The sequence below is a fragment of the Streptomyces sp. NPDC021012 genome, assembly GCF_044333355.1.
Taxonomy (GTDB): Bacteria; Actinomycetota; Actinomycetes; order Streptomycetales; family Streptomycetaceae; genus Streptomyces.
This window is the reverse complement of record NZ_JBIRQU010000006.1, coordinates 176,770-196,845: the sequence shown is the minus strand read 5'-3', so window position 1 is coordinate 196,845 and position 20,076 is coordinate 176,770. Positions and strand designations below refer to the sequence as shown.

The 20,076-nt window shown below is 71.9% G+C and carries 21 protein-coding genes and 2 pseudogenes; 14 read left to right on the top strand and 9 right to left on the bottom strand.

Annotated features, from left to right (window positions below):
• Positions 1-121: 121 nt before the first annotated feature.
• Positions 122-268: pseudogene (locus tag ACH4TP_RS21345) on the top strand (IS5/IS1182 family transposase); the annotation flags it as partial.
• A 67-nt stretch (positions 269-335) separates the two neighbouring features.
• On the opposite strand, the gene ACH4TP_RS21340 reads toward ACH4TP_RS21345, so the two are convergent.
• Positions 336-656 (bottom strand): ArsR/SmtB family transcription factor, encoded by a 321-nt coding sequence (locus ACH4TP_RS21340; RefSeq protein ID WP_398182360.1) that lies wholly within the window; start codon positions 654-656, stop codon positions 336-338.
• 84 nt (positions 657-740) lie between these two features.
• Between ACH4TP_RS21340 and ACH4TP_RS21335 the strand changes: the two genes are divergently transcribed.
• The 6 genes and pseudogenes from ACH4TP_RS21335 (at position 741) to ACH4TP_RS21310 (ending at position 5,339) form a co-directional block, all read left to right on the top strand.
• Positions 741-1,091, top strand: coding sequence for a hypothetical protein (locus ACH4TP_RS21335; RefSeq protein ID WP_398438800.1), 351 nt, complete (start codon positions 741-743; stop codon positions 1,089-1,091).
• A gap of 580 nt (positions 1,092-1,671) precedes the next feature.
• Positions 1,672-2,670, top strand: coding sequence for a helix-turn-helix domain-containing protein (locus ACH4TP_RS21330; RefSeq protein WP_398438962.1), 999 nt, complete (start codon positions 1,672-1,674; stop codon positions 2,668-2,670).
• Between the two features lie 532 nt (positions 2,671-3,202).
• Entirely contained in the window at positions 3,203-3,664 is a 462-nt protein-coding gene (locus ACH4TP_RS21325; RefSeq protein ID WP_398438799.1) for a DUF2871 domain-containing protein, read from the top strand.
• Positions 3,665-3,670: 6 nt separating this feature from the next.
• A complete protein-coding gene (locus tag ACH4TP_RS21320; protein ID WP_398182368.1) occupies positions 3,671-4,039 on the top strand; it encodes a DUF4267 domain-containing protein in 369 nt (122 codons plus the stop codon).
• Between the two features lie 104 nt (positions 4,040-4,143).
• A pseudogene (locus ACH4TP_RS21315) lies at positions 4,144-4,629 on the top strand (cupin domain-containing protein); the annotation flags it as partial.
• A 335-nt stretch (positions 4,630-4,964) separates the two neighbouring features.
• Positions 4,965-5,339 (top strand): SMI1/KNR4 family protein, encoded by a 375-nt coding sequence (locus ACH4TP_RS21310; protein ID WP_389226404.1) that lies wholly within the window; start codon positions 4,965-4,967, stop codon positions 5,337-5,339.
• A gap of 117 nt (positions 5,340-5,456) precedes the next feature.
• On the opposite strand, the gene ACH4TP_RS21305 is transcribed toward ACH4TP_RS21310, so the two are convergent.
• Entirely contained in the window at positions 5,457-5,786 is a 330-nt protein-coding gene (locus ACH4TP_RS21305; RefSeq protein WP_398438798.1) for a transposase, read from the bottom strand.
• A 570-nt stretch (positions 5,787-6,356) separates the two neighbouring features.
• Here ACH4TP_RS21305 and ACH4TP_RS21300 point away from each other — a divergent pair.
• Positions 6,357-6,710: a hypothetical protein gene (locus ACH4TP_RS21300; RefSeq protein WP_398438797.1), complete on the top strand. Its 354-nt coding sequence runs from the start codon at positions 6,357-6,359 to the stop codon at positions 6,708-6,710.
• The gene (locus tag ACH4TP_RS21295) at positions 6,710-7,333 is read left to right on the top strand and encodes a hypothetical protein (protein ID WP_389226396.1); all 624 of its coding nucleotides are present in this window, start codon (positions 6,710-6,712) and stop codon (positions 7,331-7,333) included. Before ACH4TP_RS21300 ends, ACH4TP_RS21295 begins: the two co-directional genes overlap by 1 nt.
• A 41-nt stretch (positions 7,334-7,374) precedes the next feature.
• On the opposite strand, the gene ACH4TP_RS21290 is transcribed toward ACH4TP_RS21295, so the two are convergent.
• Positions 7,375-8,529 carry a hypothetical protein gene (locus ACH4TP_RS21290; protein ID WP_398438796.1) on the bottom strand — a complete coding sequence of 385 codons (1,155 nt, stop codon included), beginning with the start codon at positions 8,527-8,529 and terminating at the stop codon, positions 7,375-7,377.
• Positions 8,530-8,835: 306 nt separating this feature from the next.
• Here ACH4TP_RS21290 and ACH4TP_RS21285 point away from each other — a divergent pair, with 306 nt between their 5' ends.
• From ACH4TP_RS21285 to ACH4TP_RS21275, 3 genes are read left to right on the top strand one after another with little or no spacing between them, the layout of a single operon-like run.
• Positions 8,836-10,110 carry an esterase/lipase family protein gene (locus tag ACH4TP_RS21285; RefSeq protein ID WP_398438795.1) on the top strand — a complete coding sequence of 425 codons (1,275 nt, stop codon included), beginning with the start codon at positions 8,836-8,838 and terminating at the stop codon, positions 10,108-10,110.
• Positions 10,111-10,125: 15 nt separating this feature from the next.
• On the top strand, positions 10,126-11,151 hold the full coding sequence (locus ACH4TP_RS21280) for an alpha/beta fold hydrolase (protein ID WP_389226387.1): 1,026 nt from the start codon (positions 10,126-10,128) through the stop codon (positions 11,149-11,151).
• Positions 11,148-12,608, top strand: a complete 1,461-nt coding sequence (locus tag ACH4TP_RS21275; RefSeq protein ID WP_398438794.1) for a carboxylesterase/lipase family protein — start codon at positions 11,148-11,150, stop codon at positions 12,606-12,608. Before ACH4TP_RS21280 ends, ACH4TP_RS21275 begins: the two co-directional genes overlap by 4 nt.
• A 6-nt stretch (positions 12,609-12,614) precedes the next feature.
• On the opposite strand, the gene ACH4TP_RS21270 is transcribed toward ACH4TP_RS21275, so the two are convergent.
• Positions 12,615-13,376 (bottom strand): enoyl-CoA hydratase-related protein, encoded by a 762-nt coding sequence (locus ACH4TP_RS21270; protein WP_398182392.1) that lies wholly within the window; start codon positions 13,374-13,376, stop codon positions 12,615-12,617.
• 131 nt (positions 13,377-13,507) lie between these two features.
• Here ACH4TP_RS21270 and ACH4TP_RS21265 point away from each other — a divergent pair, with 131 nt between their 5' ends.
• On the top strand, positions 13,508-14,842 hold the full coding sequence (locus tag ACH4TP_RS21265) for a PLP-dependent aminotransferase family protein (RefSeq protein WP_398438793.1): 1,335 nt from the start codon (positions 13,508-13,510) through the stop codon (positions 14,840-14,842).
• A 21-nt stretch (positions 14,843-14,863) separates the two neighbouring features.
• Here the strand turns inward: ACH4TP_RS21265 and ACH4TP_RS21260 are convergent, their stop codons facing one another.
• The 5 genes from ACH4TP_RS21260 to ACH4TP_RS21240 form a co-directional block, all read right to left on the bottom strand.
• A complete protein-coding gene (locus ACH4TP_RS21260; RefSeq protein WP_389226375.1) occupies positions 14,864-15,427 on the bottom strand; it encodes a DUF1707 domain-containing protein in 564 nt (187 codons plus the stop codon).
• Entirely contained in the window at positions 15,424-16,053 is a 630-nt protein-coding gene (locus ACH4TP_RS21255; RefSeq protein ID WP_389226372.1) for a TetR/AcrR family transcriptional regulator, read from the bottom strand. Before ACH4TP_RS21255 ends, ACH4TP_RS21260 begins: the two co-directional genes overlap by 4 nt.
• Before the next feature lie 106 nt (positions 16,054-16,159).
• Positions 16,160-16,528 carry a hypothetical protein gene (locus tag ACH4TP_RS21250; RefSeq protein WP_398438792.1) on the bottom strand — a complete coding sequence of 123 codons (369 nt, stop codon included), beginning with the start codon at positions 16,526-16,528 and terminating at the stop codon, positions 16,160-16,162.
• On the bottom strand, positions 16,525-17,124 hold the full coding sequence (locus ACH4TP_RS21245; protein WP_398182402.1) for an RNA polymerase sigma factor: 600 nt from the start codon (positions 17,122-17,124) through the stop codon (positions 16,525-16,527). Before ACH4TP_RS21245 ends, ACH4TP_RS21250 begins: the two co-directional genes overlap by 4 nt.
• A 273-nt stretch (positions 17,125-17,397) precedes the next feature.
• Complete coding sequence (locus ACH4TP_RS21240) at positions 17,398-18,804, bottom strand: PLP-dependent aminotransferase family protein (RefSeq protein ID WP_398438791.1); 1,407 nt, start codon at positions 18,802-18,804, stop codon at positions 17,398-17,400.
• A gap of 55 nt (positions 18,805-18,859) precedes the next feature.
• Between ACH4TP_RS21240 and ACH4TP_RS21235 the strand changes: the two genes are divergently transcribed.
• Entirely contained in the window at positions 18,860-20,059 is a 1,200-nt protein-coding gene (locus ACH4TP_RS21235; protein ID WP_398438961.1) for an MFS transporter, read from the top strand.
• The last annotated feature ends 17 nt before the right edge of the window (positions 20,060-20,076 follow it).

The window sequence follows — 20,076 nt, the reverse complement described above, 5'->3', positions numbered from 1 at the left end:
TGACGGGGAAGTGCCGACCCCCGGCGTTGCTCCTCACGCCCGGACAATGGGTGACGCTCCCCGGATGATCTCGGTTCTGGACCGTGTGCGCGGCCCGGCCGGGTGGTGGTCACCCCCGGACAAGACGCGGCGGGCCGATCGGCGGCGCCGCGGAAGAGCTGGCGGCCGCCCTCCGGGCTTTGACCGCGGACGGTGCGCCTGCCGCGACGTGGTGGAGCGAACCGTCCCGGCGCTCAAGGGATTTCGGTCGGTGGCGACCCGATACGACGGTGAGGACGTCCAGGTGCCACCTCGGGCAGTGGTCTGGCTGTGGTCGCGTTCTTGACCTGCGGGGGTCACGCGGTGTCGGCGTGGCGGTCGACCTCGTCCAGCACGGCGTCGAGCAGACGGGGGAAGCGCGCGTCGAGTTCTTGGCGGCGGAGGGTGACCAGGCGGGTCTTCCCGCTGGTGCGCACGGAGATGACGCCTGCTTCGCGCAGGATGCGCCAGTGGTTGGACAGGGTGGAGCGGGCCACGGTGACGCCTTCCGGGCTGCAGGTGCATTCTCCGTCCGCGGCCAGGCGTTGCAGCAGGTCCAGGCGGACAGGGTCGCCCAGGGCATGCAGCACGGTGGCGATGTCGAAGTCCTGGGGCTGGGGCTGGGGCAGCGTGGGCATCGGTTCGTCCTCCTCCGGATCCGTGTCTATGATGACGCACGATTCCACAGTTCGGGAATATCGAATTGATCTTGAGGGGTGGACATGAAGGCGCTGAGGACGCTGGCTCGGCTGTACGTGGACGATCTGGATCGGGCGTTGCCTTCACTGCGCGAGCTGACCGGGGAGGACGTCAGGATGCGCTTCCCCTACGCCGACGTGGAACTGGCGGGTATCGGCGGATTCCTGGTCGTGGCAGGCACGGAGGAGGCCCTCGCCCCCTTTCGGAACGTTCAGAGCACGGTCCTCGTCGACGATCTTGACGGCCTGGGCGACCTTCTGGATACGCACGGCGGCGAGATCCTCTCCGGCCCGAACCAGGTTCCCACTGGCCGCAATGCCACGGTGCGACACCCTGGTGGCATCGTCTTCGAGTACGTCGAGCACGCCGCCTGACGGTCTGACGCAGGTAACCCGACGGGGTCGCCGCACGATCCGTCGGACACTCTCCAGGAGCCTCTGCGCGCCTGGTGCCACCAGGTCAAGGCGGGGGACCGGGGCGGCTGGCGCCCCGGCTGGCGTCCCTAGCCGACCGGGGGGCGAGTCAGTGGGATCGTTTGGCGGCGTTTGACCGATGGTGTTCCAGCGCACCGATGGGCAGTGCCGCTGCGCCCATCAGCCCGAGCACGATCGAGCTTGACGCGCCGCCGTGGTGCCGCTCCGGCCTCCCTCGGGGGCATCGGTTCGGCAACCCCGGGCCGGTACGTGTGGAAGTGGGTGTGCGAGGTCCGTCGGTCAGTCGTCCGTTCCGGCGGGAGGTGACCCGGTCGTCAGTGTGGACGGGAGGAAGCACGAACTGATCGGCGGCTTCGGAACACCGGGCACGAATGGCGACCACAGGGCAGCCCGTGAAGGTAGGACGCGCGACTTCTCCGGCCCGGGTCGAGCCGCTCGGCACATGGCGCCGCGAGTGGTCGTCGCGTGGGTCGAGCGAGAAGACCGAGCCGAGTGGAACAAGCAAGGTGGGGGCTTGACGATGTGGCACGGGGTGGATTCGGCGCAAGTACCGATGACGGGCAGGTTCGACTGGTTCGCGCAGACGGTGTCCAGCGCGTTGATGCCGTCTGCGTTCACCCCGCAGGACGCTGCCGGATTCCATGCGGAAGGCGCCTTCCTGGACCTCGGTGCGGCCCAGGTGTCGAGGTTCGCGTATTCACCGCTGCGTTCATGGCGCACCCCGGCGCTGATCCGCCGTGGGGATCCGGAGCAGTACCAGCTGGCGCTGGTGACCACGGGAACCGCCTGGTACGCGCAGGGCGATAGTGAGGCGGAGCTGCACGCCGGGGACATGGTGCTGTGGGACACCTCCCGCCCGTACAAGTCCAGTTCCGGCCTCGACGGCAGCACAGTGGACGCCCTCGTCCTGCAGATACCCAAAGCGCGGATGCCACTGCCCTCTCAGCAGATCGACCGACTGCTCGCACGACGCATGTCCAGCGGCACGGGCATGGGAGCGATCCTGGCCCCGTTCCTGGTCTCCCTGGCCGGGAACGGTCCGGACTGCAGGCCCCTGGACCTGACGGTCCTCGGCAACACGGCAGTGGAGCTGGCGGTTTCGTGCCTGGGCCAGCAACTGGGCGCGGAAGCGCATGCGCCGGCCAGCGCCCGGGCGCAGGTCATGCGGCGTCGGATCGACGCCTTCATCGAACAGAGTCTGACCGACCCGGGCCTGACGCCCCGTGCGATCGCCGACCATCACCACATCTCGCTGCGCACCCTGTACACGCTGTTCCAGAGCCACGACGACCTTCATGGCGGGAGCGAGGGGGTGGCGGCGGTGATCCGCCGACGTCGACTGGAACGCTGCCGGGCCGACCTGGCGCGTCCGCAGCTGCGCCATCTGGCCGTTCACGTCATCGCCGCTCGGTGGGGGTTCACCAGTGCGGCGACGTTCAACCGGGCATTCCGTGCCACCTACGGGACCACTCCGCACGCCTACCGCACCGAGGCAATGGAGTCCGGTCGGAAGGCATGACCTGCCGGACAGGTCGCACATCCGCCCGGGGTGCGTGAGCCGGGCGACGCTCGACGGATCCCGGTTGTGGCGGAACCCGTACAGCCCTTCCAGCACGCAACCTCGCACAGCCCTTGCATGCGTTGCCAGTGAGGTCTGCACGCGATGCACATCACCACATGCGGCGCCGACCTAGCATCTGAAAGCGAGATCGACAGGGGCTGCCCGCAGTTCCCGTCACATCAACAGAGTCACCTGAGCCCAAGCGCCTTGGTCCTCGAGCGCGGAGGCGCATGTATGTCTTCCGTATGCCTCCGCTGCCGTGACTATGGACATCCACGACACCCGTGGCCCCATCTCCAGGGTGTCGTGATCACCTCGGACGCCTCGATTTGCCGCAGCCGCAGCCGCAGCCGCAGCCGCAGCCGAGCCGAGCCGAGCCGAGCCGATCGCTCGTGCGCAGCGCGGTCGTTGCCCCTTGGCCGTCGGCGTTCTCGCCCTCGGCTCTGCTCCGTCAGCCGTGGAACACCGAACCCGAAGAAAGCAACCGCGCATGAAGAAACTCCTCAACGCCGCTCATCTCTACATGATCCTCGGTGTGGTCAGCGGCCTGTACCACCGGGAACTCACCAAGGCCGAGCATTTCACCGGGCAGACCCAGTTGGGGGTCGTGCATACCCATGTCCTCTCCCTGGGAACGCTGTTCTTCCTCGTCGTGCTGGCCCTGGAGAAGCTGTTCTCCCTGACCGCCAGTGCGCTGTTCGGCTGGTTCTTCTGGATCTACAACGCGGGCCTGGTCATCACCGTCGGCACGATGACCCTGCACGGCACTCTGACCGTCCTCGGGCACGACAGCGGTGCCGCAGTCGCGGGCACCGCCGGCCTCGGCCACATCCTGCTGACCGCAGGTCTGGTCCTGCTGTTCATCACGATCGGCAAGCGCCTGCCGGCTCAGCCGCAGGCATCCGCTGCGGGCGCGACCACCGTCGCCCACGCAAGGCTCCGGGACCGGTGACACCTCATGACGATCACCGCGTACACCCTCGCTGTTCTTCTCGATCTGCTCGTCCTGTTCGTCGGTGCGCGATTCCTCTACTCCCCGCATGCCGCGGCGAGCGGATACGGAGTCGCGTCCCCACCGGGCAGCCCCACCGCCTACCTGCGGATCAAGGGCCTGCGTGACAGCAGTTACGGCCTGCTCGGCCTCGCCCTGCTCGCGTTCGTCGGGCCCCGCGCCGAAGCCTGGTACATGCTCGTCGTCGCGCTGCTGCCTCTGGGCGACACGTTCATCGTGCTGCGCAACGGCGGCTCCCGGGCGACCGCCTTCGGCATCCACTTCGCCACCGCTGTCCTGGTGTGGGTGGCGGCCGCCCTGTTGTTCACCCTCTGATCCGGCCCATCTCCTCGACGTCGAGCCGCTTCGCCATGTCACTGTGCAACTCCATCCGATGCCGCGGTCGCCGGCGACCTGAACCCCTCACGAAGGATTGACGGATGTCCCTCGTCACCGGAGATTTCGATGAATCCGTGGTGGTCCGCGCCGCGCAGGCCGAGGTCATCGGCCGGGCCCCGAGCACCGTCCGCCTCCTGGCGGACAGCAGCGCAACCGGTGGCGCCCTGTCCACTCAGCGGGTCACCCTCACCAACGGTGCGGACGGTGCCCGACCGCACCACCACGCCCACTCGGCCGAACTGTTCTACCTGTTGGACGGCACCGCGCAGCTTCTGTCCGGCGAGCAGCTCGTCACAGCCGAACGCGGCGACCTGGTCATCGTCCCGCCCGGCCTGGCACACGCCTTCGCGGCCGCACCCGGCCGCGACGCCGACATCCTCATCGTCATCACCCCGGGCGTCGAGCGCTTCGAATACTTTCGGCACCTCGAGCGCATCGCCTACGGCAAGGTCCCACCCGAGAGCCTTCTGGATGTCCAGGAGCTCTACGACACGTACTTCGCGACCAGCAGCACCTGGACCAACGCCGACGGCCGAGCGGAAGGCCGACTGTACGCAGGGGATGGCCGCCGTCGGTGCCGTGCCCGCCCACGCGCTCCGGGAGCGCCGCCACCACACACCACATACGGGAAATGACCATGCTCGAACACGTGACACGCACACTCGCCGCGCTTCTGAATCTGAACTCGTGATGTCGGTGCGGGTGGGCGGAGTATCCGACTGGCGATGGTCCGTCCCGGCTCGGCGGGTGGGCCAGGTGCCTTCGTCCAGGATCCGGTCGGCTGCTGGGTAGTCTTCGGATCATGTGGAGAGAAGCGGCTCTTGAGGCCTTTCCTGAGGCAGAGTTCCGGAGTCCCGCGCAGGTGGCGGACCTCGCTGACGCAGAGCACCGTCTCGGACGCGAGCTGCCTGCAGAGCTGAGGCAGCTGCTCCTGGAGAGCAACGGAATCATCGGCCGCATCGCGGTGGACACCGTCTGGCCCGTCGAACGGATCGTCGAGCAGAACCTTCTCTTCCGTTCCGACAGCTCCTTCGCCCAGCTGTACATGCCCTTCGACGCTCTGCTCTTCTTCGGAGACAACGGGGGTGGAGACCAGTTCGCGTTCGTGCGGACACCCCAGCGCCCGGACGTCTTCGTCTGGGAGCACGAGACCGACAGTCGCCGATGGGTGGCACGAGACCTCAGGGACTACCTGGGCCGTTCGCTCGCCGAGGGCGGCGACGACTGGTACCAGTAGGTCGTCGGTGTGACTCGGGATCTGCCCGGCCGGCTCGCCATCCGAACCTCGAAGACAAGAAGCTGGTCGGCGAGCAGGCTCGTAGAACCGCTTCTGGGCTTGAGCTTGTGACGCCGGTCAGCCGTCCATGATCAGGCCGGTGCCGGTGAGGCAACCGCCGACGAGGTGCGGGCGGTACTGGATCTGCTTGAGCTTGCGCTTGACCGCTCTCGTCAGCTGGCCGAGATCGGTGGCGGCGAGGTTGCCGAGGTCGCGCTTTACCAGCGACCGGACGCCTTCCTGTGGTTCGAGGTCCGGCGCACAGGCGGGCAGCTGGAAGACGATCAGCCAGTGGGTGTTGGCCTTGAAGAACGTCTTGAGCGGCGGCACGAGGTGGATGCGGGCGTTGCCCCAGACGAGGACGATCGGTCCGCGTGGCTGGGGCACCGTGACCCGAAGATCACCCATCAGACCTACGCGCACGTGATGCCCGACGGCCTCAGCCGAGAAGCTCGGCTGAGGGCATCACGCGTTCCGTTCGTCTGCCTGGCAGGCTCAGCAGCAAGTGATCCGGGGCGGTTGCGTGCGCTGCTGTCAGTGATCGTCCTCCGCTTCGTTGAGCAACCCATGGCCTGGGCGGGCCAGCTTCTCGCTGGGCCCCGGCCGGCACGAGATGTTCCCGTGCTGGTCCGGTGCTGGCTTCAGGGGGGGGCCATGAGGGCGAAAGTGCAGGTCGTAGCTCTGACCCGATGAGTTGTCGTACCACTCGATCGTCGTGCCGATGAGACTGGCGGCGACGATGCGCTTGAGGGAACCGGGGGGGGCGGCGGCCGTCTGCACCACTTCCGAGCGGGTGACGGGGAGGTTTTCGTGTCGCCACCCCTAGGAAGCAGCAGGTCAGGGGCGTATGTGGTGGGACCCCATGGTTCGGGGTACGAGCATGCGCGGGGGCACCACGTCAGGCCGCCGACACATGCTTCCGTCGCCGACGCCCTTCGGCGGGCGCTAGGTTGGCGGCACCGGACGCGAGGGGGACGAGTGACGGACCAACAGCTGCTGTACCGCGTGGAGTCGGATCCTGACTGGAACACGGTCGCGGCGGGCACCGCGCGGGTCACCCTGCACCCGGACGAGAGCGCCCCCGAGGTCATCGTCGTCAGCGGTCCCTGCCCGCGCTGCCACCACGAGAGCGTGCATGCCGAGCCGCTGGTCACGTACGCCAACGCCCTCGACGGCTCCGGTCTGCTCGCCCGTCTCCTGCTCCGCCGGGCCGCCGCGACCGGCTCGCGCGACGTCGAGGTCATCTGCGCCTGTGCCGCCACCCACCCCGAGGCCGGCGAGCACCGTGGATGCGGGGCCTCCTGGGTCCTGCACGTCGAATGGGGCGTCTGATGGCGGTCCGCGTCACGGCCGGCGCGCCCAGCACGCCGGCCAGCCGGTCACGGGCCGACGAGTCCCGCGGCCTCCTGGCGGGCGAGCTGGCCCGGGTCCGCGCCCAGGCCGAGAACTGGCGCAACGGCCTCGCGGCCCTGCTCGGCCTGCTGACCGCGGTCGGGATCGTCAAGGGTCCCGACACCCTGCAGGGGCTGTCGGGTGGGGCGCGCGGAGCGGTGGGACTGCTCCTGCTCGGGGGACTCCTGCTCGCCGCGGGCGGGGCCTTCTTCGCCATGCGCGCCGCTTTCGGGCTGCCGAGGCGGCGCGTGGCCGACGCCTCGCTCGAAGAGCTGCTCACCAGGGAGCGGCTGACCGTGCGCCGCGCCGTCCGGGACCTGCGGCGCGCCATCGCCGCGGGGTTCCTGGCGCTGGCCGTGGTCACCGCGGGGATCGGTCTGACCTGGTACGGCCCCCGGCCCGGGGAGCCGGGGGTGCAGGTCGTGCTGACCGACGGGAGCGCGCTGTGCGGCACGCTCGTCGGGATGGACGCGAAGGGCCTGCGGTTGCGCGTCGAGGACGTGGAGCGGCGGGTGCCCTCCGGACGGATCGGATCGGCGAAGTCGGTGCCGAGCTGTCCCTAGGGGTGTCCTGGCGATCGAGCCCGGCCTGATCGACGAGCCCCCTAGAGGTTGGCTGTCCAGCGGGCGTCGGGGACGGCGCCCTGCCGGTGGAGGTCGGTGATCACGGGTGCGGTCTGCGCCCAGAGGACCTCGACGATCTCGTGGATCGCCGCACCCAGTTGAAGGACCGGCGCCGCACCCTCGCCCAGCCGCTCCTTGGCGTGCTCGCGCACGACCCCGCGTCGGAGGTCGGTCGGCGGATGGGTCGAGGGACCGGGGCGCGGAGCGTCCCCGCCGGTGATCAGCAGGGGCACGGCCCGCTCCAGGACCTCGCAGGCGGAGAAGAACAGCTCGATGCCCGCGTGGGGCAGCGCCGGGCCGAAGCTCTCGCCCATCGACATCAGGCACAGGTCCCAGCCGATGAGGTCGGCCACGGCCTCCTGCTCCCACATCCAGGCGACCTCGGTGACGTCGACCTCCCCGGCCCCCAGCATGCGCCGCGGGGCCTTCCGGTCGGCCACGTGCTCACCCATGACGTGGCCGTACTCGTGGCCGAGGACGAAGAGTTCCATCCCGTCCCGGAGGATGGAGCCCATGGTGCGGATGATCTGCGACGGGATGTACGGGCGTGCATGGCTCGGCCGGCCGTGCAGGAGATAGGCGAGCACGACGTCGCGGAAGCGGTGGACGGCCTCCGGCGAGTCCCGCAGATGACGACGCACCTGGTCGACGTCCGTCGAGAACGCGACCCCTTCGTCCACGCTCCCTTCGTACGGCATCGCCAGGGCCACGGCCTTGCCGAACAGGTTGGCGAAGTTGAAGAGCTCGTTCTCGAAGACCACGAGGTGCGCCTGCGAGTCGGGGGCGAGGAGCGTCACGGCGTTGATCTCGCCGGTGGCCAGCATGCCGAGCACGGGACGGGTGAAGGAGTCGGGGGGTAAGAACTTCTCCAGGCGGTCCGCCAGCGTGTGGACCATCGAATACCCCCAGAGGGGCTCGTCGGGCCCGCACGGGGGCCAGTGTTCCGGGGGAGTCGTCCCGAATTCGACGGCCCGCTGCAGCACCTCCTCCGACACCTCGGGCATCTGCCTCCCGGTCTTGAGGAGACTCTCCTTCCAGTCCGTGTTCTGCGCGAGGTGCTCCAAGCCGGTCGCCCGGGCGACCTGGGCCTGCAGCTCCCACAGAAAGGCCCGCGCCTTCTCCGTCTCCGACGTCATCCCGCCGCTCCCGTCCTTCTCGCCTCCCGCCAGTCTGGCGGCGGTCCGGCGGCGATGTCAGCGGAATCGGCACAGAGCCGGCCCCACGCCGGCCGGACGACCCGGAACAGCCGTCTTCGACCGCCGGGTTCGCACCCCATGCGCGAGGCTGCCAATGTGTGGCCCGCCCCCATGCCCCGGGCGGGCGCGCCCGCCTACCGTGTGCGGATCCGGTGCCGGGACGGCCACCGGGCGGACGCGCCGCGGGCGCACGAGTGGGGGAGGCCGGACGTGGACGGCAGACGGAGCCCGGGGAGACGGTGGCGGGTGCGCGCCGCGCGGGTCATGGCGGTGGTGGGGGTCGTCGCGGCGGCCGTGGGGGTGTCGCCGGCCGCAGCGAGCGGGACGACGGCGGCGGCGGTCCCCTCGTACCTGACGCTGGAGGCGAGCTACGGAGCGGGGACCGTCACCAACGGCTGGGAGAAGGTCGAGCGTTACGCCGACACGACCACGGGGTTCCGCACCGAGGGCTACCCGGCGGACGGCCGCGGCGACCAGGACGGCAAGCGCGTCACGTACTTCGGCGGGGTCTCCCGGCCCTCCTCGGGCCGGTTCCTGCTCTACTCGGCTCCCGGCTGGAACACCGGCAGCCGTACCACGCCCGTCCTCCTCGTCCACGGCGCGAACGACACCGCCGACCGCGCCTGGGCCAACCCCGGCGAATCGGGCGGCTACGGCTGCGGCGCCGCCTCCTGCCCGTCCACCGGGCTCATGCAGTACCTCTCCGGACGCGGCCACCGCGTCTTCGCCGTCGGCTTCGCGCACAAGCAGGGCGACAACCTGATGCAGGCGCAGGTCGTCGGCGACGCGATCGCCCTCGTCAAGGCGAAGCTGGGCGTCGACAAGGTCGATCTGGTCGGCTGGAGCAAGGGCGAGATGTCGACCCGCGCGTACGTGTCGTCGTTGAAGCCGAGCTGGGGACGGGCGTACGCCGGAGACGTACGGAGGCTCATCACCCTCGGCGGCCCGAACGGCGGCTACGACTACCCGTACGCCCACGGCTGGGCCCACGACTTCTCCATCTGGCCGGAGTGCGGCGGAAAGGTCAACGCGCCCTCCCCGCACTCCCACATGACCTGCTACGGCCTCTACACCGCCCACCCCGAGTTCTCCATGACCCCCTCCGGCGGCCAGGACAACTACCCCGGCCAGCGCCAGATGCTCGCCCGCTGGGACGGGACGTACGGAGTCGACGGCGCCGCCCAGGACTGGTACACGACCTACTACGGCGGCCAGGGCTTCTACACCGCCGGCAGCGGCATCCAGGCCGCCATCGACGCCGGATCGCTCATCGCCCCGCTGCACAGCGCCGGAGTGCCCGCCTCCGTCACCACCTACCTCCTCGCCGGCGGATCCGCCGACATCGTCGGCATCTTCAACGAGAACCGCGGACCCAGCGACGGCGTCGTCTTCATCTCCAGCGCGCTCGACACCACCGGCATCCCCACCGTCGGCGGCAAGGCCACCATCGCGACCGCCAACCACCTCGAACTCGGCTGGGACAGCGCAGCCGCCGCCCAGGTCGCCACCTGGCTCTCCTGAAGGACCGGAAAGAACATGACCACGCTCCACACCCGCCGCGTCACCACCGGCCGGCTGACCCAGCAGATCACCGAGGCCAGGGCCGAGGGCGAGCCCGTCGTCTTCGTCCACGGCAACGTCTCCTCCTCCGCCTTCTGGCACTCCACCCTCACCACGCTGCCGGAGCACTACCGCCCCCTCGCCGTCGACCTGCGCGGCTTCGGCGGCACCGACCCGCTGCCCGTCGACGCCACGCGCGGCCTGCGCGACTACGCCGACGACCTCGCCGAGCTGCTCACGGCCCTCGGCATCGACCGGGCCCACCTGGTCGGCTGGTCCATGGGCGGCGGCGTGCTCCTGCAGTACCTGCGCGACCACCCCGCCGCCGTGCGCTCCCTCACCCTGGTCAACCCGGTCTCCCCGTACGGCTTCGGCGGCACGCACGGCGTGGACGGCGTCCTCAACTCCGAGGACGGGGCCGGATCGGGCGGCGGCACCGCCAACCCCGAGTTCGTCCGGCTGCTCGCCGAGGGCGACCGGAGCGAGGACTCCCCGACCTCGCCGCGCACCGTCCTGGCGACCTGCTACGTCAAGCCGCCGCTGCGCCCCGAGCACGAGGACGCGTACGTCGAGGCCATGCTCGCCACGCGCCTCGGCGACGACCACTACCCGGGCGACAGCACCGCGTCCACCGCCTGGCCCGGCATCGCGCCCGGCACGCGCGGGGTGCTCAACTGCATGGCCCCGACCCACTTCCGCGTCGACGACCTGCACCTGATCGACCCCAAGCCGCCCGTGCTGTGGATCCGCGGCGAGGACGACATCATCGTCTCCGACACCTCGATGTTCGACCTGGCACACCTCGGCTCGATCGGCGCGGTGCCCGGCTGGGACGGCACCCCGGCGCAGCCGATGCTGGCGCAGACCCGGCACGTCCTGGACCGCTACGCGGCGGCCGGCGGCACGGTGCGGGAGGTCGCCGTGGCCGACGCCGGGCACTCCGTCCACCTCGAACGCCCCGAGGAGTTCGGCAAGGCGCTCCTGGAGGTCCTGTCGGCATGACCGTGTGCCGTACGCGCCAGGGGGAGGTCCGCGGCCGGACCTCCCCCGACGGAGTGAGCTCCTTCCTCGGCATCCCGTACGCCGCCCCGCCCTTCGGCGCGCGGCGCTTCCGGGAGCCCGCCCCGCCGGAGTCCTGGACGGGCGTGCGCGACGCCACGGCCCACGGGCCGACGGCGCCGCACGCCCCCTACGCCCCGCCCTTCGACGCCCTCATCCCGGAGGACAGCATCCCGGGCGAGGACTGCCTGAACCTCAACATCTGGACCCCCGCCCCGGAACCGGGCGCCGGACTCCCCGTGATGGTGTGGCTGCACGGAGGGGCGTTCACCAACGGCTCGGGCTCGGCGTCCGCGTACGACGGCGGCGCCTTCGCCCGGGACGGCGTCGTCTGCGTCACCCTCAACTACCGTCTGGGCGCGGACGGTTTCCTGCGCCTTCCCGGCCGCCCCGACAACCGGGGCCTGCTCGACCAGATCGCCGCCCTGACCTGGGTCCGGGACAACATCGCCTCCTTCGGCGGCGACCCGGACCGGGTCACCGTCTTCGGCGAGTCGGCGGGCGCGATGAGCATCGGCGCGCTCCTGACCACCGAGGCGGCCCGGGGCCTGTTCCACCGGGCGATCCTGCAGAGCGGCGCCTGCCACCACTTCCTGCGCCCGCCCTCGGCCGGGCTCATCGCGGCCCGGCTGGCGGAGAAACTCGGGATCGAACCGACCCCGGAGGCCTTCGAGGCCGTCCCCCTGCCGGAACTCCTTCCGGCCCAGGCCGAGTTGCGTGCGGAGGTGGGCGCCGATCCGGACCCGGCGCGATGGGGCGAGGCGGTCCTCAACATGATGCCGTTCGAGCCGGTCCGACCGGGGCTCGCCCTTCCCGGCCCGGACCGCGGCGTCGACCTCCTGATCGGCAGCAACCGCGAGGAGTACCGGCTGTTCCTCGTCCCCACGAAGCGCCTGCACGTCTTCCCCGAGTCCTCGCTCCGCGCCATGACCGCGGCCTACGGCCTCGACCCGGCCGAAGCCCTCCCCGTCTACCGGGCCGCCGCCCGGCCCGGCGCCACCCCGGGCGAACTCCTCGACGCGGTGGCGACCGACTGGTTCTACCGGATCCCCGCCATCCGCCTGGTCGAGTCCGTCCCGGGCTCGTACCTCTACGAATTCGCCTGGCGCTCCCCGCGGTTCGGCGGGGAGCTCGGCGCCTGCCACGCGCTGGAGCTGCCCTTCGTCTTCGACCGGCTCCACGACCCCTCGTACGCCCCGATGCTCGGCACCCACCCGCCCCAGGAGCTCGCGGACGCCGTGCACGGGGCGTGGGTCTCCTTCGCGAAGACGGGCAGCCCCGGCTGGAAGCCGTACGACCGGACGACCCGCACGACGATGACCTTCACCGGCGCGTCCGCGTCCACCGCCGTCGACGACCCCCGTGCGGAGCAACGGCTGCTCTGGGAGGGGGTGCGCTGAGGGGCGTCACCGTTCGAGGAACCGCCGCAGCCCGTCCCGTACGCCGTCCGTGGGCACGGTGGCGGCGAACCAGGCCGCCTCGACGGCGAGGCCCTCGTCTATCGGCAGGTTGATGCCGCGGGTGACCGCACGCAGGCAGGCCGTCACGGCTGTCGGCGCGTGTCTGACGACGCGGTCGGCCAAGTCGTGCGCGGCGTCGAGGAGCCGGTCGGCCGGTACGACGCCGTTGACGAGGCCGAGCCCGGCGGCTCGCGCGGCCGGGATCGGATCGCCGGTCAGGATCATCTCCAGGCCGAGCTTGCGGCCGACATGGCGCGGAAGCCGCTGGGATCCGCCGAAGGGCGGCGGGAAGCCGAGGGAGATCTCGGGCTTGGCGAAGCTCGCGTGCTCGGCGGCGATCGCGAGCGGCGCGGCCTCGGTGATCTCGCAACCACCGCCGTACGCCAGGCCGTTGACGGCCACGATCACGGGTTTGGGGAACTCCTCGATCCGCCGGGTCAGCGCGTGTCCCCGGCGGACGATCTCCCGCAGCGCCCGCTCGGGCCCGCCCGCGATGCTGCCCGCGAGGGACGGGATGTCCGCACCCGCGCTGAACGCCCTGCGCCCGGCGCCGGTCAGGACGACGGCCCGGACCCGGTCGTCGGCCTCGACGCGGTCCAGTTCGGCGAGCAGCGCGTCGATCGTCGGATAGTCGAGGGCATTGAGCTTGGCTTCCCTGTCGATGGTGATCGTGACGACGTGGTCGTCCCGCTCGGTGCGGACCGTCATGCCGGGTGCTCCGTTTCGCCTGAGTGCGGACGCACCGAGGCTAGGAGCCGCGATCCAGGACGTGCCATCTATTGTCCTGGATACAACTCCGTACACGACTTCCCTCCCGACCGCCCCTGGAGGTGCCCCGCATGCGACCGCCCTCCTACAAGGCCGTCGTCGACGAATTCGCCGCCGCGATCCGCTCCGGCACCTTCCCGGCGGGCAGTCGGCTCCCGACGCACCGCGCTCTCGCGCGCGAACGGCGGATCGCGCTGGCCACCGCCACCCGGGTCTACGCCGAACTCACCGCCATGGGACTGGTCGTGGGGGAGCCGGGGCGGGGAACGTTCGTCCGCGAACAGTCCGGCTACGACGGGCTCGAACCCTCGCGCGCGCTGCCCGTGCCCCGGGTGGCGGACCTGTCGTTCAACCAGCCCCTGGCCCCCGGGCAGGCGGGTCTGCTGCGGCAGGCCCTGCGCGCGCTGGCGGCGACGGGTGACGCCGGGGCGCTGCTGTACCAGCACCCGCCGGGCGGACGCCGACGCGACCGGGCGGCCGTGGCCACGTACCTCCTCGACCGGGGGATCGACGTCGCGCCCCGGGACGTCCTGCTGACGGGCGGGACCCAGCAGGCGCTGGACGTCGTGCTGCGCGCCCTCACCCGGCCCGGTGACGTCCTCGCCGTCGACGCGCTCAGTTACCCGGGCATCAAGCTCCTCGCCTCGGCGCACGGCCTCGACCTGGCCCCGGTGCCGGTCACGCCGACGGGACCCGACCCGGACGCCCTGGACCGGCTGTGCCGGGACCGGCCCGTCCGCGCCGTCTACACGATGCCCACCGTGCACAACCCGCTCGGCTGGGTCCTGGACCGGGAGCGGCGCGACCGGCTCGTCGCCGTCGCCCGGTCGCGGGACTGCCTGATCGTCGAGGACGGCACCTACGCGTTCCTCGACGCGTCGCCGCCCCCGCCGCTCCAGGCCCTCGCGCCCGAACGCACCTGTTACGTCGCCGGCCTGTCGAAGAACGTGGCGCCCGGCCTGCGCTTCGGCTTCGCCGTCCTGCCCGGCCGTCTGGTGGAGCGGGTCACCCGGAGCCTTCGCGCGGCGGCCTGGGGAACCCCGGGGATCGTCACCGCGCTCGCCACCGGCTGGCTCTCCGACGGCACGGTGGCGCGCCTGGAGCGCGACCGCCGCGAGGACGCGGCGGCCCGGCAGGGCATCGCCCGCGACGAGCTCGCCGGCATGGACCTCACGGCACACCCGAGCGCCTACACGGTGTGGCTCGGCCTGGCGTCCCACCAGCGCCCCGACCACGTCGCGGCCGTGCTCGCGGAGACGGGCGTCCTCGTGTCCACCGCGGACGCCTTCGCCACCGGACCCCACCGCCCCAAGGCGCTGCGGCTGGCGCTCGCCACTCCGCCCCTGGGTGAACTCCCGCGCGTACTAAGCGAGTTGAGGGCAACGATCGAGGCGATCCCGCCGTGACCCCGGCGCTGCTTCTTGTCGCTACTTCTTGTTGCGGGTGACGACCGCGCCGAAGAGGGCCAGGCCCCTGATGACCACCCGGGGCGTGCCCGGCCTGCCGATCCGCCGGGCGGCGCGCTTGTCGAAGACGCCGAAGAGGCCGAAGCCCCGCACCTCGACCTCGATGTCCTCCGGGACGACGATCCTGGTGCCGCCCCACAGGGCGACGGCGCGGATCTCGGTGTCCTGACTGCTGAAGCGCGCCTCGGAGAGGTCGAGCCTGCCGCCGCCCCACATCGACCAGACGGTCATGCGGGGCGGCACGACCCAGGGGCCCTTGCGCTCGAAGCCGCCGAAGACGCCCGCGACGAAGCCGCGCGAGGTCGGGGGCCGGTCCACCACGAGCGCGTCCCGGGGCCCCGGGCGCGGCAGGCCGCGGCAGGCCTCCTCCAGGTCTCCCCGGGTGCGGGAGGCATGCACCTCGTCGAGGCGGGCCGCGAGATCGGCCAGCGGCAGCCGGCCGTTCTCGACGGCGGCCCTCAGTCGTTCCTCGGCGTCGGAACGCTCACCGTCCGAGGCGAGGATGTCCAGATCGTGCCGGTTCATGGGGTCGACCCTCCGAGATAGGCGGCGAGGACGGTGGACAGGGCGGTGCGGTAGGCGGCGTCGTGCCCGGGCTCGTCGGGGTCGTGCCCGAGGTCGGCGAGCCAGTAGCGGCGGCCGAGGGCGTAGCCGTACGCGCCGGACATGGCGAGCAGGACGACCTTCTCGATCCGCGCCCGGTCGGGGCCCTCGGGCGGAGGGAGCACCGAGCGGACGCCCTCCTCGATCACGTCGACCAGGCGGGAGAGGTTCGTGGGGGAGTCCGGGGCGGCCCCGTCGTCCCAGCCGTGGAGCTGGGACCACGTCCACAGCCGGACGTACCGCTCGTCGGCGAGGATCTCGAAGAGCACCTCGGTCATGCCGGTGGCGTACGGCACGCTCCCGTCGGCCCGCATGCGTTCCCGTACGAGCTCCCGCTTGCGCTCGTTCTCGCGTTCGAGCACGGCTCGTACCAGTGCCCGATAGGTCCCGAAGTAGTGGGTGACGAGCCCGTGCGTCACCCCGACCGCCTCCGCGACCCGGCGCAGTCCGACCCCGTCGGGGCCGTGTCGCGCGATGAGCTCGGTGGCGGCGTCGAGGATCTCGGCACGTGCCTGATCCGGGGTGCGCCGACGGCGTGCGGCAGGCATGGCCCCTCCCTGTTGTCACGGTGGACAATATCTTGTTGTCCACCGTGACAACAGGGAGGGGTGGAGGTCAACTCGCCGCGTGCGGCGCGTACATGGGCGAGGCCGGTCAGCCCTTGGCCGTCGGGTTCGTCCTCGCCGTCGGGTCCGCCTTGGTGAGGGTGCAGACGCCGTCGACGCACTGCCGCTCCAGGCGCCCCCGGGAGACGGTCTGCGCCAGGCCGACCATCCAGCAGGTCGGGCAGCCGCGGAAGGCGATCAGGGCCAGCGGGGCCGCGAGCAGGGTGGCCGGGCCGGCGAGGGGAACCAGGGCGATCGAGCCGACGATCAGCCCGAAACCGACCGCGCCGCGCGCCAGGTGGCGCGGGACGGAGCTGCTGGCGAAGTCCGGCGCCGCGGACGGCGCGGAGGAGGCGGAGGGGGCCACGACCGGGGCCTTCGCGTCCTGGCGGGGCTTCATGACGTTCAGCGTGTTCATGGGTGTGCGTCTCCTTCGACGGGGCGGTCGGTGGTCTGGTCCGATGCCTGGCCGGTCGCTTCCAGCGCGTGACGCAGGGCCGTGCGCGCCCGGTGCAGCCGCGACTTCATCGCGGCGGAGCTCAGGCCGAGCGCGTGGGCGACGGTCCTGCCGGGCAGGCCCTGGACGTCCCGCATGATCAGGACCTGCCGCTGGTCGCGGGGGAGGGCGCCGACCGCCGCCGCGATCCGCTCCACCTCCAGCCGGTACAGCACCGCCTCCTCGGCGGACGGTTCCGCGCCCGCCTCCGGCTCGGCCGGCTGCCCGTCGCGCCGCGCGACGAGCAGCCGTACCTGCCGGAGGCATTCGTTGCGCACGATCCGGAACATCCACGAGGCGAGCGCACCGGTGGCCCGCAAGGTGCCGATCTTCCGGTAGAGGATGATCAACGCCTCCTGCGCCGCGTCCTCCGCGTCCTGCGGCGAGGCGCACAGCGACAGGGCGAACCTGCGCACGTGCGGCTGCGATTCCATGACGACGGTGGTGAGCGACGTGACGTCGCCGTCCTGGGCGGCTCTGATCAGCCGCTCGTCCGGCCAGCGGAAACGTTGGTTCATGCAGTACTCCTACCGGAAGGCCTCCCGCGCGCGGGCGCCGGTCAGCCACGGCTCCCGTGGAAGCGCCGCATCAGGTGCCAGCTGCACGCACCCACGAGCACCACGCCGACCACGACGATGGCAGTGATCATTTCGCTGTTTCCTCCCGGTTCCGTCCGGTCCGTTCGACCGGTACACGCATAAGAGACGGGGAGGTCCCGAGAGGATTCGCCTCCCGGCGAAGTTTTTTTCGCACCGGTCCGAGGCCTCGGCCGCCGGCCGCCGAGGAACTGGCTAACGACCCCTGAGCAGGTCGCCGACCGCCGCGACACCCGCCGTGATGGCCCGCTCGCCGACGTTGCCGAAGCCCAGGACCAGCCGCACCGGTTCCGTCGCGGGCGAGCGGCGGCAGGCGCTCATGCCGTAGAGGCCGACCGACCGGGCGCGGGCCGCGGCGACGAGGGTCTGCTCGTCGGCCGGTCCGGCGAGGTGGGCGACCGCGTGGAAGCCGGCCGCGAGACCGGTCACCCCGACCTCGGGGGCGTGCTCGGCGAGCGCCGCCACCAGGGTCGTGCGCCGCGCCGCGTAGGTCGCCCGCATCCGGCGCAGGTGCCGGTCGAAGCGGCCGGACTCGATCAGTCGCGCGAGGGCGAGCTGGTCCAGCGTGGGGGAGCCGCGGTCGCTCAGCTGCTTCTGCTCGACGATCGTTCCGGTGAGCGCCGCCGGACAGAGCATCCAGCCGATGCGCAGCGCCGGCGCGAGGGACTTGCTGACCGTGCCCAGGGAGATCACCCGGTCGGCGGCGAGTCCCTGCAAGGCTCCCACCGGCCCCCGGTCGTAGCGGAATTCGGCGTCGTAGTCGTCCTCGACGACCACCGCGTCCCGGCTCCTGGCCCACTCGATCAGCGCGAGCCGCCGCTCGGGTGCCAGGGCGACGCCGGTGGGCCACTGGTGTGCGGGAGTCGTGACGACGGCGCGGGCACCGGTCGCGGCGAGCGCCCGTACGTCGATGCCGCGCTCGTCGACCGGTACGGGAACCGCCGACATGCCCGCCCAGGACGCGGCGGAGACGACCGTGGCCGGTGAGCCCGGATCCTCGTACGCCACCGTGCGGACGCCCGTCCCGGCCAGCGCGCGCAGGGCCAGCCCGAGGCCCTGCGCATAGCCGGAGCAGATCACGGTCCGTTCCGGATCCGCCGCGGCGGCGCGCACGCGCCGCAGATATCCGGCGAGGACTTCGCGCAACTCCGCACTGCCGCGCGGGTCTCCGTATCCGAGCGCCGACGTCGGCATGGTGCGGGCCGCCTCGCGCGTGGCCCACAGCCAGTCGGCGACGGGGAAGGAGCCCAGGTCCGGGACGCCCCAGGTGAAGTCGGCCAGGAGACGGGACGGCGCCGAGGGCGGTGACGCGGGTGCCGGCGGCGGCCCCGCGCCGGTGGCGACCCGCGTGGCGGAGCCGACGCGCGTCACGAGGTATCCCTCGGCCTGGAGCTGGGCGTAGCACTCCTGCACGAGCCCGCGCGACACCCCGAGCACGCGGGCCAACTCGCGGGAGGACGGCAGCCGTTCGCCGACCCCGAGCCGTCCGGTCCGGATCGCGTCCCGCAGCCCGAGTTCCAGTTGGGACCGCAGCGGCTCGCCGCCGTCCCGGTCCACGACGAGCAGCAGCTCGGGCGACAGACCGGACCACTCCACAGGCATGGAATCGGATCTTACCGACGAGCTGCCCGGCCCATAGCGTCGTCGGGTGACCAAGATGCTCAACTCCCGAGAAAACGGCGCCGGTTCGCGGCAGCCTCTGGTGACGCGGCCCCTGCTGCTGCGTTTCGTCTCGATCATCGGCGCCTCGACGAGCTTCTATCTGCTCCTGTCGGTCGTCCCCCTCTACGCCGAAGGGGTCGCCGGAAGCCACGGCAGCGCCGCCGGGCTCACCACCGGCGCGCTGATGCTGGCCACCGTCGGAGGCGAGCTGGCCACTCCCCGGTTCGTCGCCCGCTTCGGCTACCGCCTCGCGCTGGGCGCGGGCCTCGTCCTCCTCGGGGCGCCCGCGTTCGCGCTCTCCGCCTCCGGGAGCCCGGTCTGGATCACGGCGGTCTGCGTCCTGCGCGGCCTCGGCTTCGCGTTCACGGTCGTCGCGGGCGGAGCCCTGACGGCCTCGCTCATCCCGGCCGGCCGCCGTGGGGAGGGGCTGGCCCTGGTCGGCATCGTGTCCGGGGTCCCGTCCCTGGTGGCGCTGCCGCTGGGGGTGTGGCTGGCGGCGCACGTGGGGTACGGGCCGGTCTTCGCCGCCGGAGCCGTGGCCGCGCTGGCCGCCGTCGTCTCGGTGCCGGGCCTGCCGGACCGCGACCCGGCCCCGGAGCCGGCGATCGGGGTGGCGGCCGGGTTCCGGACGCCCGCGCTGATACGGCCCACGCTCGTTTTCGCGACGACCGCGCTCGCCGCCGGAATCCTCGTCACCTTCCTTCCCCTCGCCGTCCCTTCGGCCTCCGCGGGCGTCGTCGCCACGGCCCTGTTCGCCCAGTCCGCGGCATCGACCGCGGCCCGCTGGGTCGCAGGCAGGCACGGCGACCGGCACGGTCCCGCCGCCCTCCTCCTGCCCGGCCTCGCCGCCGCGGTCGCGGGGACGCTGCTCACCGCCCTGACCCGCAGTCCCGTCGCCGTCGTCATCGGCGTGACCCTGTTCGGAGTCGGCTTCGGCATCACGCAGAACGCCACCCTGACGCTGATGTACGCACGGGTCCCCGCCTCCGGATACGGAACCGTCAGCGCCCTGTGGAACTTCGCCTTCGACGTCGGCATGGGCGTCGGGGCCGTCGGCTTCGGGATCCTCGCGGGACGGACCGGCTACCCGGCGGCCTTCGCCCTCACCGCCGCGCTGATGCTCACGGCCCTCGCCCCGGCCTGGCGCGACCGGCGGGCGGAGGACCCTCGCGCGTCGGTCCGCGGCGGAGGTTGAGTCGAGCGGTCGGTAGC

Coding starts and splice junctions, on each gene's coding strand:
- ACH4TP_RS21325 (WP_398438799.1), top strand. CDS start 3,203: ATGAAGAAACTCCTCAACGCCGCTCATCTCTACATGATCCTCGGTGTG.
- ACH4TP_RS21290 (WP_398438796.1), bottom strand. CDS start 8,529: ATGACGTCGGAGACGGAGAAGGCGCGGGCCTTTCTGTGGGAGCTGCAG.
- ACH4TP_RS21235 (WP_398438961.1), top strand. CDS start 18,860: ATGCTCAACTCCCGAGAAAACGGCGCCGGTTCGCGGCAGCCTCTGGTG.
- ACH4TP_RS21275 (WP_398438794.1), top strand. CDS start 11,148: ATGACCGTGTGCCGTACGCGCCAGGGGGAGGTCCGCGGCCGGACCTCC.
- ACH4TP_RS21320 (WP_398182368.1), top strand. CDS start 3,671: ATGACGATCACCGCGTACACCCTCGCTGTTCTTCTCGATCTGCTCGTC.
- ACH4TP_RS21330 (WP_398438962.1), top strand. CDS start 1,672: ATGTGGCACGGGGTGGATTCGGCGCAAGTACCGATGACGGGCAGGTTC.
- ACH4TP_RS21240 (WP_398438791.1), bottom strand. CDS start 18,804: ATGCCTGTGGAGTGGTCCGGTCTGTCGCCCGAGCTGCTGCTCGTCGTG.
- ACH4TP_RS21270 (WP_398182392.1), bottom strand. CDS start 13,376: ATGACGGTCCGCACCGAGCGGGACGACCACGTCGTCACGATCACCATC.
- ACH4TP_RS21245 (WP_398182402.1), bottom strand. CDS start 17,124: ATGAACCAACGTTTCCGCTGGCCGGACGAGCGGCTGATCAGAGCCGCC.
- ACH4TP_RS21295 (WP_389226396.1), top strand. CDS start 6,710: ATGGCGGTCCGCGTCACGGCCGGCGCGCCCAGCACGCCGGCCAGCCGG.
- ACH4TP_RS21250 (WP_398438792.1), bottom strand. CDS start 16,528: ATGAACACGCTGAACGTCATGAAGCCCCGCCAGGACGCGAAGGCCCCG.
- ACH4TP_RS21280 (WP_389226387.1), top strand. CDS start 10,126: ATGACCACGCTCCACACCCGCCGCGTCACCACCGGCCGGCTGACCCAG.
- ACH4TP_RS21260 (WP_389226375.1), bottom strand. CDS start 15,427: ATGAACCGGCACGATCTGGACATCCTCGCCTCGGACGGTGAGCGTTCC.
- ACH4TP_RS21335 (WP_398438800.1), top strand. CDS start 741: ATGAAGGCGCTGAGGACGCTGGCTCGGCTGTACGTGGACGATCTGGAT.
- ACH4TP_RS21305 (WP_398438798.1), bottom strand. CDS start 5,786: ATGGGTGATCTTCGGGTCACGGTGCCCCAGCCACGCGGACCGATCGTC.
- ACH4TP_RS21340 (WP_398182360.1), bottom strand. CDS start 656: ATGCCCACGCTGCCCCAGCCCCAGCCCCAGGACTTCGACATCGCCACC.
- ACH4TP_RS21255 (WP_389226372.1), bottom strand. CDS start 16,053: ATGCCTGCCGCACGCCGTCGGCGCACCCCGGATCAGGCACGTGCCGAG.
- ACH4TP_RS21265 (WP_398438793.1), top strand. CDS start 13,508: ATGCGACCGCCCTCCTACAAGGCCGTCGTCGACGAATTCGCCGCCGCG.